Origin of the sequence: Kribbella amoyensis (assembly GCF_007828865.1) — a bacterium.
GTDB lineage: Bacteria > Actinomycetota > Actinomycetes > Propionibacteriales > Kribbellaceae > Kribbella > Kribbella amoyensis.
Map to the genome: position 1 here is coordinate 145,950 of NZ_VIVK01000003.1, position 13,360 is coordinate 159,309.

General features: G+C 69.9%; 10 protein-coding genes. 5 read left to right on the top strand and 5 right to left on the bottom strand.

Going from position 1 to position 13,360, the window contains the following annotated elements:
- Positions 1-39 precede the first annotated feature (39 nt).
- Positions 40-843 carry a hydroxypyruvate isomerase family protein gene (locus tag FB561_RS34730; protein WP_145814326.1) on the top strand — a complete coding sequence of 268 codons (804 nt, stop codon included), beginning with the start codon at positions 40-42 and terminating at the stop codon, positions 841-843.
- Here FB561_RS34730 and FB561_RS34735 read toward each other — a convergent pair.
- The gene (locus FB561_RS34735) at positions 840-1,829 is read right to left on the bottom strand and encodes a helix-turn-helix transcriptional regulator (RefSeq protein WP_145814327.1); all 990 of its coding nucleotides are present in this window, start codon (positions 1,827-1,829) and stop codon (positions 840-842) included. The two genes, FB561_RS34730 and FB561_RS34735, sit on opposite strands and share 4 nt — an antisense overlap.
- A 216-nt stretch (positions 1,830-2,045) precedes the next feature.
- On the opposite strand from FB561_RS34735, the gene FB561_RS34740 reads away from it, so the two are divergent.
- From FB561_RS34740 to FB561_RS34750, 3 genes are all read left to right on the top strand, one after another.
- Positions 2,046-5,561, top strand: coding sequence for a S8 family serine peptidase (locus tag FB561_RS34740; RefSeq protein WP_170284935.1), 3,516 nt, complete (start codon positions 2,046-2,048; stop codon positions 5,559-5,561).
- 268 nt (positions 5,562-5,829) lie between these two features.
- Positions 5,830-6,894: an alpha/beta hydrolase family protein gene (locus tag FB561_RS34745; protein WP_238335304.1), complete on the top strand. Its 1,065-nt coding sequence runs from the start codon at positions 5,830-5,832 to the stop codon at positions 6,892-6,894.
- Between the two features lie 67 nt (positions 6,895-6,961).
- Positions 6,962-7,573, top strand: a complete 612-nt coding sequence (locus FB561_RS34750; protein ID WP_170284936.1) for a DUF429 domain-containing protein — start codon at positions 6,962-6,964, stop codon at positions 7,571-7,573.
- Positions 7,574-7,595: 22 nt separating this feature from the next.
- On the opposite strand, the gene FB561_RS34755 is transcribed toward FB561_RS34750, so the two are convergent.
- Positions 7,596-8,216, bottom strand: a complete 621-nt coding sequence (locus FB561_RS34755) for a DUF6308 family protein (RefSeq protein ID WP_145814330.1) — start codon at positions 8,214-8,216, stop codon at positions 7,596-7,598.
- Between the two features lie 38 nt (positions 8,217-8,254).
- The gene (locus FB561_RS34760; RefSeq protein ID WP_145814331.1) at positions 8,255-9,325 is read right to left on the bottom strand and encodes a helix-turn-helix transcriptional regulator; all 1,071 of its coding nucleotides are present in this window, start codon (positions 9,323-9,325) and stop codon (positions 8,255-8,257) included.
- A gap of 60 nt (positions 9,326-9,385) precedes the next feature.
- Between FB561_RS34760 and FB561_RS34765 the strand changes: the two genes are divergently transcribed.
- Positions 9,386-10,519 carry an epoxide hydrolase family protein gene (locus FB561_RS34765; protein WP_145814332.1) on the top strand — a complete coding sequence of 378 codons (1,134 nt, stop codon included), beginning with the start codon at positions 9,386-9,388 and terminating at the stop codon, positions 10,517-10,519.
- Between the two features lie 71 nt (positions 10,520-10,590).
- On the opposite strand, the gene FB561_RS34770 is transcribed toward FB561_RS34765, so the two are convergent.
- Both FB561_RS34770 and pucD read right to left on the bottom strand, forming a co-directional pair.
- The gene (locus tag FB561_RS34770) at positions 10,591-10,902 is read right to left on the bottom strand and encodes an antibiotic biosynthesis monooxygenase family protein (protein WP_145814333.1); all 312 of its coding nucleotides are present in this window, start codon (positions 10,900-10,902) and stop codon (positions 10,591-10,593) included.
- Positions 10,899-13,352 (bottom strand): xanthine dehydrogenase subunit D, encoded by a 2,454-nt coding sequence (gene pucD, locus FB561_RS34775; RefSeq protein ID WP_145814334.1) that lies wholly within the window; start codon positions 13,350-13,352, stop codon positions 10,899-10,901. The genes FB561_RS34770 and pucD overlap by 4 nt, the downstream gene beginning before the upstream one ends.
- Between the last annotated feature and the right edge of the window lie 8 nt (positions 13,353-13,360).

Consider the following 13,360-nt stretch of genomic DNA (forward strand, 5'->3'; position numbering starts at 1 on the left):
ATAGCATTGCAGGCAAGAGCTGCTGCTAGTCTTTTTGTCATGGAGTACCGCGGCCTGACCCTGAGCGCGAACGTCTCGATGCTGTTCACCGAGCTCCCTTACCTCGATCGGTACGCCGCGGCCGCACGCCACGGTTTTACCCAGGTCGAGTCCTGGTGGCCCTTCCCCGGACCCGGCGCGACGGAGTCCGAGATCGACCAGCTGGTGGCGACGATCGAGGCCGCCGGAGTCTCGCTGAGCGCGCTGAACTTCTTCGGCGGCGACCTGGCGGCCGGCGAACGCGGGATCGCCTCGCACCCCGATCGGCAGCACGAGCTGGCGAGCAATGTCGACGCGATCACCCGGATCGCCGAACGCACCGGCTGCCGGCTCTTCAACCTGCTCTACGGCCAGCTCGACGATCGCTGGTCCCCCGCGGAGCAACAGGAGTGCGCCGTCACCGCGATCCGCTCGGCGGCCGAAGGCGTCGGCGCCTTCGGAGGCACGGTCCTGATCGAGCCGCTGACCGAGGGCCTCAACGGCCGCTATCCGCTGCTGACTGCCGACGACGTCCTCGCCTTGCTCGACGGCCCATTGAAGAATGTCGACAATCTGTCGCTGCTGTTCGACACCTTCCACCTCGGCAGCAACGGCGTCGACCTCGTCCCGACCGCCACCGCGCTCGCCCGGAACCTCGCCCACGTCCAGCTCGCCGACTCCCCCGGCCGCGGCGAACCAGGCTCCGGTGCCCTTCCGCTCGACGAGACGCTCGACGCACTGCGCGATTCCGGGTACCGAGGCGTCGTCGCCTGCGAGTACAAGCCGACCACGGACACCGAGACCAGCCTGACCTGGCTCCGTTAGATCCAGTCGCGCCTCGTCGCCTCCATCGCGAGCTGGAAGCGGGTCCGGGCGCCGACTCGCTGGGACAAGCGCATGACGTGACGCTGGACGGTGCGTTCGCTCCACCCCAGGGCGCGGCTGGCCGCCTTGTCGGTTGCGCCTGACGCCAGCAGGGTGAGGAGTTTGACCTCCTCCTCGGTCAGCTCGTCGTCCGGTGCCTCGTCCACGCCCGCGTCGGGCATCGTCACCCGGACCGGAACGCTGCGTTCCCAGGCCAGGTCGAACAACGCGATCAACGCGTCCAGCAACGGCGACGGATGGATCACGTACGACGCGGTCAGCGCGGCGTCGCCGATCCGGAGCAGCGGGATCAGGGCCAGCCGGTCGTCCGAGATCGCCAGCTTCATCGGCAGGCCGGCCGCGATCCGGGCCTGTTCGCCGTGCCGGATCCCGCGCGTCACGTCCTCCAGCCAGCCGGGGAGCTCGAGCACGGTCCGGTCGTAGATCACCCGGTACTTCACACCACGTTCGAGCAGGTCCAGCTCGACCGGGTTCGACTCGGTGTGCGCCTGCGGAGCGGCATACGGCGGCCGGTCGAAGCCACGCATCTCGGTCCGGGTGTTCTGCTGCAGCTCGACCCAGCGGTGATTCACCTCGTCCCGTCCGGACACCACCTCGACCAGCTCGCCCGGATGCGCGAACCGGGCACCCGCGCGGTACATCTCCATCAACGTCCGGACGTGCGACCGGACGTCGTGCAGCTCGCTCTCGCGCCGGCGCAGGATCGCCTCGAGCGCGCTGTCGGGGGCGACCGCGACGTACCGGGCGGGGCGGCCGTTCGTCCTGGTCGCGAGGCCGAGACCGACCAGGGTGGTCAGTGATCGGCGGACCGCGGCGGGCGGCGTCTCGGTATCGGTGACCAACTCGACCGCGGTCGCCCGCGACCGCCGGACCAGGGCGTTGTACACCCGCTCGTCGGCCGGCCCGAGTCCGATCGTCTCCAGCACTCCTGCTCCCCCTGTCGTAATCCCGTCAGCTGACCGGAAGTCGTCGCCGGAACAGCTTGTCAGTGCATGGATCGAATGCCAATGTTCTTGGACCGGTCCCCCATGGTTTCCGGTTCTGTTCCGCCCGACCCGTTCGACTTTCCGGCACTGCCCTTGGCCCCGGGCCGCGTGACCTGCGCGGTCCGGTACCGACGCGTGCCGGTTCGAGGAGTGCCCATGTCGTTGTCCGTCCGCCGCCCCGTCCGGTGGTGGCTCGCCGCGTCCGCTGTGCTGTCCGGTTCCCTCGCCCTGTCCGTCACCGTCGCTACGGCCTCCCCACCGATCGGGACGTCGACGGCGACCTCGGTCGGGCCGGCCGCGGTTTCCCCGACCGGTACCGCCGGGAGGGCGGCCGTGGACGCCGGCGCCGGGCCGGCAGGTGAGCGCCTACGCGGCAAGATCGATCCGGCGTTGCTCGACGGCGCCAAGGCGAAGCGGTCCGCCGACGGCCGGATCGAGGCCGCTGTCATTCTCGGCCCCGACCTGACCGTGCCCACCGCCCCGGGCGCCCGGAGCGCTGCCCGGCAGCAGGTGCCGGCAGAGCTCGAGGCCGCTGCTCAGGAGACCCAGCAGCCGGTGCTCGACACGGTCGAGGCACACGGCGACGAGGTGATCAGCACCTTCTGGTTGAAGAACATGGTCCTGGTCCGAGCCAAGCCGGACACCCTGGACGCGCTCGCCGGGATCGCCCTGGTCGACCGGATCATCCCGAACTTCGAGTTCACCACCCCCGAGCAGACGCCGGCCCGCACCGCCGCGGCCGAGGACGTCACCTGGGGGCTGGCCAAGATCGGCGCCGACCGGGTGCAGACCGAGCGCGGTCTCACCGGTGACGGCGTCCGGGTCGCTGTCCTCGACACCGGTATCGACATCACCCACCCCGACCTGGCCGGCAAGCTGGTCAGCGCCGACGCGGCGGATCCCGACCACCCGGGCGGCTGGCTCGAGTTCGGTGCCGGCGGCGAACCGGTGCACTCGGCCCCGCACGACAGCAGCTACCACGGCACGCACGTCGCCGGGACGATCGCCGGCGGCGACGCCTCGGGGACCCGGATCGGCGTCGCGCCGGACGCCGAGCTGATGGCCGGCCTGGTGATCCCGAACGGCTCCGGCTCGCTGGCCCAGGTGATCGCGGGGATGGAGTGGGCGCTCGCGCCGTACGACGCCGACGGCCGGCCGACCGGAGAACCCGCTGACGTGGTCAGCATGTCCCTGGGCGCCGAGGGCTACGAGGACGAGATGATCGAACCGGTCCGCAACCTGCACCGGGCCGGCGTCTTCCCCGCCTTTGCCATCGGCAACGAGTGTCTGCCGGGCGGATCGTCCAGCCCGGGCAACGTGTACGAGTCGGTCAGCGTGGGTGCGACCGACGTCAACGACGACGTACCGGACTGGTCCTGCGGCGGCACCGTGCACCGCACCGACTGGATCGACGCCCCTGCCGAATGGCCCGAGTCCTTCGTCGTGCCGGACATCTCCGCGCCGGGTGTGGACGTGTACTCGACCCTGCCCGACGGCGGTTACGGCCTGCTGAGCGGGACGTCGATGGCGACCCCGCACGTCTCCGGCACGGTCGCCCTGATGCTCCAGGCGCGCCCCGATCTGAGTGTCGACGACGCGCTCGACATCCTCGCCGGGACCTCGATCAGCGACGACCGGTACGGCGCGGTGCCGAACGACCGGGTCGGACGCGGCCGGATCGACGCCCTCGCGGCCGTGACCGAGGCCGGGCTGCAGAGCGGGATCCGCGGCGTCGTGACCGACAAGAAGTCGCGCAAGCCGCTCGGCGGAGTCACGGTCACGCTGTCCTCCGGGCGCGAGGTGACGACCGACGCGGCCGGCGTCTTCGAGCTGCGGGTCGCGCCGGGTACGTACCGGTTCGACCTCGCCCGCTTCGGTTACCAGGACGGCTCGGCTTCCGCGCAGGTCCAGGCCGACCGGCTCACCGCGGTACGGATCGAGCTCGACCGGACCCGTTGGGGCACGATCAGCGGGCGGGTGACCTACGGCCCGACCGGTTCGACGGTGCCCGGGGCGACCGTCACGGTCCAGGGTGTGCCGGACCAGCTCGTCGCGACCACGGCGCGGGACGGCCGGTACACGATTCGCGACGTGCCCGAGGGCCGGTACCAGGTCGTCGCCAACGCTCCCGGGATCTCGCGGACACCGGCCACCTCCGTGGTCGTCCGGAACCAGGGCCGGGTGGACCTGGCGCTGCCGCGGCCGTTCCCGACCCAGCGGGTGTCCACCTCGACGGAAGGGGCCCAGGGCAACGCGGAGATCTGGTGGCCGGAGCTGAACACCGACGGCAGCGTGGTCGCGTACGCGTCGGCCGCGTCGAACCTGGTGGCCGGTGACACCAACAACGACCTCGACGTCTTCGTCACCGACCGGAGGACCGGGGCCGTCGAGCGCGTCTCGGTGTCGTCGAAAGGTGCGCAGGGCAACAGCTTCTCGCTGTCGCCGACGCTCAGCTCGGACGGCCGGTACGTCGGGTTCAACAGCGGCGCCTCGAACCTCGTCGACGGGGACACCAACCAGCAGACGGACGCGTTCGTGCACGACCGGCAGACCGGCCGGACGGTGATGGTCTCGGTGACGCCGTCGGGCGCGCCTGGCGACGGCCTGTCCTCGGCCCCGTCGTTCAGCGCGGACGGCCGGTACGTCACCTTCAACAGCGACTCGACGAACCTCGTCCCCGGTGACACCAACGGCCAGACCGACGTGTTCGTCCGCGATCTGCAGACCGGTGTCACCGAACGGATCTCGGTCGCACCCGACGGCGGGAACGCGAACGCGGGATCGCGGGAGCAGTCCATCAGCGCGGACGGCCGGTACGTGGCGTTCAACAGCGACGCGACCAACCTGAGCGAGGACGATGTCGAGTTCCAGCGCGACGTCTTCGTCCGGGACCGGCAGAACGGGACGACCCGGCGGGTGGCCGGCCCGAACCCGGGCGACAACACCTCGCCGGTGCTGACCGCCGACGGCCGCAAGGTGGCGTTCGAGAACCGGAGTGCGCCGTCGTGGGTCTCGCACCTGTACGTCTACGACCTGACCACCGGGACGACCGAGCTGGCCTCGGCCGGAGCGGACGGTGCGCCGGGCAACGACTGGTCGTTCGCCGCGTCGATCACCGCCGACGGCGCCAAGGTGGCGTTCTACAGCGACGCGACGAACCTGGTCGCGGACGACACTAACGGCAAGGCCGACGTGTTCGTCCGGGACCTGGCCGCCGGGACCACGACCCGGGTGTCCGGCGGTCCACTCGGCGTCCAGGGTGACGGCCGGGCCGAACTGCCGAACCTCAGCGGCGACGGCCGGTACGTCGGCTTCCAGAGCACCTCGACGAACCTGGTCGGCGACGACACGAATCACCGGTCCGACATCTTCGTCCACGATCTGGTCGCCGGTCCGGAGGCGAGGTGGGCCCTCACCGGCCTGAAGCTGACACCGACCACCGTGCACGCCAAGGGCTGGGCCCTGGTCACCGCGCGGCTGAAGAACGTCGGCGAGGCCGCCGGCACGTACGACGCAGCGCTGCGGATCGACGGCGAGGTCGTCCAGCAGCGCGCGATCCCGGTCCGCGCCGGTCGGGAGACCGTGGTGAGCTTCCCGGTGAAGGCACCACCGGCCGGCGTCCACACGGTGACCCTGGGCAGCCTGACCGCGCAACTGACGGTCCGCCGCTAGCCACCAAGTGGGAAGTCCGGAGGACCGATTGGGCGCGGCTCTCCGGACAACGGACCCCCTCCCCACCGGGGAGGGCGAGGGTGAGGCGGTACTCGACGTCGCCCCAGACGCCGAGCACCGCCTCACCCACCCAGCACCCTCACAAGCTCGCCTACACACCGAGCCCGCGCCCGGCCGTATCGCTCGATGCACCATCGCAGAGTCCGCCGGGCGAATCGTTGCCCGGATTTTCGCTCGTCTCCCCGCCGCGCGAGTGACACTGGACGCCATGAGACGGCGGATGAAGTGGGCGGTCCTCGCCGTCCTCGGGCTGACTGCGGCCACCGCCTGTACCTCGGCCGATGAGACCGCCCCGCAGCAGTCAGCGCCCCCGACCAACTCGTCGCCCGGTCGACCGTCGGCCAACCCGTCGTCGCCGGTGACCTCCCCCATCTCGCCGGCGACGACGCCGCCTCCTCCGTCGACGCCCGCGGCGCACCCCGTCTCGCTCCAGGCGCTGATGGCGAAGAAGTACAACGGGGGCGATCTCCGCGTCGGCCGGGTGCTGGCGCGCAACGCGGCGTACACGCGGTACTTCGTCACGTACCGCAGCGGGGCCCTGCGGATCTCCGGGATCATGAACTTACCGACGACTCCAGGGCCGCATCCCGCGCTGGTGCTGAACCACGGCTACATCGATCCCGCGATCTACACCAACGGCCGCGGCCTGATGCGCGAGCAGGACTACCTCGCCCGGCGCGGGTACGTCGTCCTGCACACCGACTACCGCAACCACGCCCAGTCGTCCGACGATCCACGGTCCGAGCTGGATCTGCGGCTCGGGTACACGGAGGACGTCATCAACGCGGTGCACGCGCTGCGGACCTCGCAGTCCGTCGACCCCGAGCGGATCGGGCTGCTCGGTCGCTCGATGGGCGGCGGCATCACGTACAACGTGCTGGTCGCGCAACCCGGGCTGGTCAAGGCCGGCGTCGTGTTCGCCCCGGTGAGTTCGGACGCCGTGGACAACTTCAACCGCTGGACCCGCGAGGACACCCAGGTCTCGAACGCCATCCTGCGCACGTACGGCGAACCGGCGCGCAACCCGGCGTTCTGGCGGAACCTGTCCGCGATCAACTTCTTCGGCCGGGTCACCGAACCGCTGCTGATCCACCACGGCGCGTCCGACTCGACCTGCCCGATCGCGTGGTCCCGCGAAACGCTGGCGGCGCTGAAGTCCGCGGGCAAGGACGCGACGATGTACACGTATCCCGGGGAGGAGCACGCCTTCGGTCCGGCCTGGCCGACCTCGATGGCGCGCACGGTCAGCTTCCTGAAGCGACACGGGCTCTGACCCTTGACGACCCGGCCGCGCTCCTGTTGCGTCGATGATCACGGCACCAACGGGGATCGGAGCGGGGATGGCACGAGTACTCGGAGTCGACGCCGCGAAGACCGGCTGGGTCGGCGTCCTGCTCGACGGTGAGAGCCTGCGAGCCTGGATCGCCGCCGACCTGGCGGACCTGATCGCCCAGGCCGAGGCGGAGCAGCCACTCACCGTGGTGGCCATCGACGTACCGATCGGGCTCCCCGACGAAGGATCGCGCAGAGCCGACGAACTCGCCCGCAAGGCCGTCGGCATGCTCGCGGCCTCGATCCCCACGACCCCGACCCGTGCCGCGGTCACCGGCGGCGTGGTCGCCGAAGTGGACGAGTGGATCCGCGCGGCCCACCCGCGGATCGTCGTCGAGGTCCACCCCGAGGTGAGCTTCGCCCGGCTCGCAGGTCAGCCCCTCACCGACGAGAGCACCACCTGGGCCGGCGCCGACCGCCGCCTCACCCTCCTCCAAGACGCCGGCATCAACCTCACCGGTGACCTCGGCCTCACCGGCACCGAAGTCACCGTCGAAACCGTTCTCAACGCCACCGCCGCAGCCTGGACAGCCCTCCGAGTCGCCTACGGTATGGCCTTCTCCCTCCCTGACCCCCCAGAAACCTTCTCCGACAACCACCCCAGCGCCATCTGGGTCTGAGCTTCAGAAAGGTCCTGCGGGGTCAGGTGGACGGAGATCTGCTGTCCATCCAGATCACGATGTCAGCGACGCGCGTGAGCGCCATCGGCTGCTTCCGCACGGGGAACTCGACCGCCAGGTCCGACAGCCAGGCTCGATTCGCGATCAGATCAGCGCGAATCCGCTGGCGCAGCTCTCCGCCGTGCTCCGACCCGTAGAACGCCCTGATCGACGAATCGATGATGGGCACCGTCGGTGCCAACCGATGCAGCACCTTCGAGACCGTCACCATCGTCCATCGCGGTACCTTCGCGGTCAGGTCGTTCGCAGTCCGCAGTGCCGGCATCGCTGCCTGCTCCACAGTGCAGTCCTCCAGCGGAGGCAGGTCACGTGCCTCAGCCAAGGCGTCGTCCAGAGCAAGTCTGAGCTCCTGGCTCGGCCCGCTCCCCTCCGCGAACAGCGGAGTGACCTCTCTCCACGTCAGCCGCAAGCTCAGCAGATTCGCCATCAGGACGTCGGCCGGCGTCAGTTCGTCCGTGTGGATCGCAGCCTCGTCGTAGGTCCGGAAGGCATAGCTCTTCGTTGGGTCTGTGTACTCCTTCAGATGCCTCTCGGCGCTGTCCTTGAGCTCACCGACTGATCGTGGTTGCTTGTTTCGCCCCATTGGCCGCCCTCAGGTCGCGTTGGGGAGCATCCTCCTGGTCAGTTCGCGTCCTGGGAAGGCTTTGGCTGGATGGCGCGGAGGTAGCGGGTGCCGATGGTTTCGAGGTGGGTGACGAGGGCTGGTGGGGCGGTGACCTGGAAGTCGAGGCCGAGCATGCCGATGTAGACGGCGACGACTTCGAGGGAGTCGGCGCCGGTGATCAGGACGCTGGTGTTCTCGTCGACGGACTCGACGATGCCTACGGCCGCGTGGATCCGGGACAGGACCTCTTCGGCGGAGGCGAAGACGGTGATGCGAGCGTGTACTTTCCAGCCGGTGGAGGCGACGTCGCGGAGGACGAAGTCGGTGTAGTCGTCGTCGGGCATCGGGCGCGGCTGGTACCGGCGGCCGGTCGGCATCCGCAGGTCCATCCAGTCGACGCGGTACGTGCGCCAGTCGCCCTTCTCGTCCCGGGCGACCAGGTACCAGTACCGCTGCCAGCTGACCAGGCGGTACGGCTCGACGAGCAACGGCCAGCCCTCCGGCCGTGATCCGCTCCACGCCTGCCCATTGGTGTCGATTGCCCCGTCGGCCACCACCGCATCAGCCAGCACGGCGTTGATCGCGTCGGCCGGGACCTCGTACCCGAAGCGGAGGTAGTGCTCGTCGCGGATGGCGGCCGCGATCGCGGTGAGCACGCCGGGTGCGACCTCGGGATCCTTCACGTTGGAACCGGTGTTGTCCGGGCCCTTCGACATCGTGGAGTGGATCGCGTTCACCTGGCGGCGCAACCGGTGCGGCAGGACCTGCTCGAGTTTGGCGAGCGCGCGGGTACTGCTCTCCTCCATCCCGGTGACGCCGGCGCCGGTCCGCAGTCCCACGGCGACCGCGACGGCTTCTTCGTCGTCCAGCAGCAACGGCGGCAGCTTCGCCCCGACCCCGAGCTGATAGTGGCCGGACGGACCCCGGGTCGCGTCCACCGGGTACCCGAGCTCGCGGAGCCGGTCCACGTCGTTGCGGATCGTCCGCGTGCTCACGCCGAGCCGCTCGGCCAGCTCGGTCCCGGTCCAGGCCGGCCGGGTCTGCAACAGGGCCAGCAAGGACAGCACTCGGGACGAGGTTTCGCGCATGGAAAAGATGATGGCACAAATAGGAATCTAATCTTCCTATACGGCTCCTACCTTGAAGACATGAACAACACCGCAGAGCTCAAGCCCTTCACCGTCACCGTCGACCAGGCCGACCTGGACGACCTGCTCGCCCGCCTCGCGCGGACGCGGCTGCCCGAGCCGGCTCCCGGCGACAACTGGGACCTCGGCACCCCGAACCACTACCTGCGCGAGATGGTCGACCACTGGCAGAACGGGTTCGACTGGCGCGAGCAGGAGGCGCGGATGAACGAGTTCCCGCACTACCTGACCGACATCGACGGCCAGACCGTGCACTTCATCCACGTCCCGTCGGCGGTCGAGGGCGCGACGCCGCTGCTGCTGGCCCACACCTACCCCGGGTCGTTCGTCGACTTCCTCGACATGATCCGCCCGCTGACCGACCCGGCGGCATACGGCGGATCGGACGCCGACGCGTTCTCGGTCGTCGTCCCGTCGATCCCGGGCTTCGGGTTCAGCACGCCGCTGGCCGACCGCGGCTGGACGATGGCGCGGGTGGCGCGGACGTTCGACACGCTGATGCGGCGGCTCGGGTACGACTCGTACGGCGTGCACGGGTCCGACGGCGGCGCGATGATCGCCCGCGAGCTCGGCGTCATGAACCCGCCCGGGTTCCTCGGGCTGCACGTGCTGCAGCTGTTCTCGTTCCCGTCCGGCGACCCGGCCGAGTTCGAGAAGTTCACCCCCGAGGACTACGCGGCGCTGGAGCACATGCAGTGGTTCCAGTCGGTCGGCGGGTACAACGCGATCAACTCGACCCGCCCGCAGACCGTTGCCGTCGGCATCTCCGACTCCCCGGTCGGGCAGCTGGCCTGGAACGAGCTGTTCAACAACTTCGGCAACGGCACCAGCCTGGTCGGCCGGGACCAGATCCTCACCGAGGTCTCGCTGTACTGGTTCACCAACACCTCCGCCGCGGCCGGCCGGTACCACTACGAGGAAGCCCACTCCGGCGCCGAGCCGCAGCCGAACAACGCCCCCACCGGCGTCGCGGTGTTCGCGGACGACTTCAAGACGATCCGCGCCCTGGCCGACCGCGACAACACCAACATCGTGCACTGGTCGAACTACGCCAAGGGCGGCCACTTCGCCTCCCTCGAATGCCCCGACGACGTCGTCGCCGACCTGCGCACCTTCTTCGCCGGTCTCCGCTGAACCCGACCCTTTCCCGGCCGGTCTGCTCGCCAGACCGGCCGGCGGCATGTCCGGGTCTTCCCGCGGGCCTTTCAGACGAAGTCGGCGGCCAGCCAGGCTTCGTCGACGGGCAGGATCTCGACCGTCTGCGGCGGGCGGAGGATGCCGGTCGCGCGGATCGCGGCCACCGTCTCCTGGTAGTCGGTCGAGCTGGCCAACGCCTCCACGGCCGCCTGATCGCGCCACAACGTGATCGCCACCCGGCCGTGCTCGGTCCGCAGGAACAGCGCGGCCCGGAAGCCGGGCTGCCGCCGGAACATCGGCAACGAACGCTCCACCGCGAAAGTGTCGTACTCCGCGGCACGCGCCTCGTCCAGGCCCGTCCGCCAGATCCGCGCGATCATCGCTTCGACTCCTCCGTCAGACGTTCGGCGTCACCGTCGTTCCCCACCCTCGACGCCGGGCTCGATGCCGGACCCGGTGTACCGCGGGCAGCGTCCGCCAGCTCGCGGGTGGGGGTGCGGGTGGTGGTGATGAGGTGTTCCGGGTGGACCGGAACGCTGGTCAGCTGTAGGCCGGTGGCTTGGCGGAGGGCGGCCAGGAGGGCGGGGCCGGCCGAGATGGTCGGGGGTTCGCCGACGCCGCGGACGCCGTACGGGGCGTTGGGGTCGGCGTACTCGAGGATCTCGACGGTCATCGGGGGAACGTCGAGGACAGTGGGGATCAGGTAGTCGGTGAACGACGCGTTCCGGACGAGGCCGTCGGTGACCACGATCTCCTCCATCAGCGCGAGCCCGAGTCCCTGGACCGTGCCGCCGTAGATCTGGCCGCGGACCGCCTGCGGGTTGATCGCCTTGCCGACATCCTGCACACAATCGAGCGCGACCACTTTGACCAGACCGAGCTCGGTGTCGACGTCGACCACAGCGCGATGGGCCGCGAACGCGTACTGGACGTGGGCGACTCCGCGGCCGGTCTCGGGGTCGAGCGGTTCGGTGGGGCGGTGCCGCCACTCGACGGTGTGCTCGACCGATGCGCCGTCGAGGATGTCGGCCAGGCTCGCGATGCTGCCCTCGATGGCCGACGTGACCTTGCCGCCGGCCAGCCGGAGATCGCGAACCACCCGGCCGTACGCCTGTTGCGCGATCGCGAGGACGTCGGCGCGGACGAGGTCGCAGGCCGCCTTGACCGCGCCACCTGTCACGTAGGTCTGTCGGGAGGCCGAGGTCGAACCGCCGTTGCCGATTCGCGTGTCGGCCGGAGCCAGGACGACGTTCTCGACGCCGAGTTCGGTGCGGACGATCTGCTGGAGGACCGTGACCAGTCCTTGCCCGACTTCGGCGGCCGCGGTGTGGACGGTGACCACCGGTTCTCCGCCGGCGATGTCCAGCCGGACCCGGGCCGTCGAGTAGTCGTCGAATCCTTCCGAGAAGCCGACGTTCTTGAACGCGACCGCGTACCCGACTCCTCGCCGAACGCCTTCCCCGTGGGTCGTGTTGGAGACGCCGCCGGGTTGTTCGCGCAGGTCCACCCTGGTCGGGTCGAGCTGCGGCGGCAGCGGTAGCGCCTCCACCTTGCGCAGCAGCTCCTGTACCGGCGCAGGATTGTCGACGATCTGATGAGTGGGCATCCGCGAACCCTCGCGCAGCGCGTTCCGGCAGCGGACCTCGACCGGGTCGAGGCCGAGCTCGATGGCGATCTTGTCCAGCTGCGCCTCGTACGCGTAGGCCGCCTGGACCGTGCCGAAGCCGCGCATCGCACCGCAGGGCGGGTTGTTCGTGTAGGCGCCGTAGCAGTCCACGTGCACGTTCGGCACGTCGTACGGGCCGACGCCCATGGTGGCCGCGTTGGCGACGACGGCCGGCGTACTGGAGGCGTAGGCGCCACCGTCGAGATAGATGCTTGCCCGCAGGTAGACAATCCGACCGTCGAACGTGACGCCGTGCTCGTACCGCATCCGCGCGGGGTGCCGGTGGACGTGGCCGAGGAAGGACTCTGTCCGGTTGTAAACAATCTTCACAGGCTTGCCCGTATGCAGCGCGAGCAAGCAGGCGTGGATGTGCATCGAGAGGTCCTCGCGGCCGCCGAACGCGCCGCCGACACCCGCGAGAGTCAGCCGCACCTTGTCAGGGCCGAGCCCGAGCGCGGCGCAGATCTGCTTCTGGTCGACGTGCAACCACTGGGTCGCGACGAAGAGATCGATGCCCCCGTCCTCACCCGGCACGGCCAGCCCGGACTCCGGCCCGAGGAACGCCTGGTCCTGCATCCCCACCGTGTACTCGCCGACCACGACCGCCTCGGCTCGCGGCGCGGGCTCGCCCTTCCGGATCTTCACGTGCCGCACCAAGTTCCCGCCGGGGTGCACCAGCGGTTGCGATGCGTTCGCTGCCGGGGTGTCCCAGGAGCTGTGGCCGACGGCCCTCATGGCGTCGGTGACAGGGGTGAGGACTTCGTAGTCGACCAGGATGCGTTCGGCGGCAAGGCGCGCGGTCTCCGGGTGATCGGCCGCTACGAGCGCCACCGGTTCGCCTTGGTAGCGGACGACATCGCTCGCCAGGACCGGCTGGTCGGGGTGGTCGAGACCGTAGGCGTTCAGGCCGGGCACGTCTTCGTGGGTGAGCACGGCAAGTACTCCCGGCGTCGCGAGCGCCGGGGTGAGGTCGATCGAGCGGATGCGCGCCGACGGATGCGGGCTGCGCAGCGTAGCGCCCCAGAGCATCCCGTCCATCCAGAGGTCCGACGAGTACGCGAACTGACCGGTGACTTTCAGCGTCCCGTCCGGGCGCTGAGCGCTGTCACCGATCCGCCCACTGGTCGTCACCTCGGCCGGCCGGACCCTCGTCCCCCAACTCATCGCCCCAC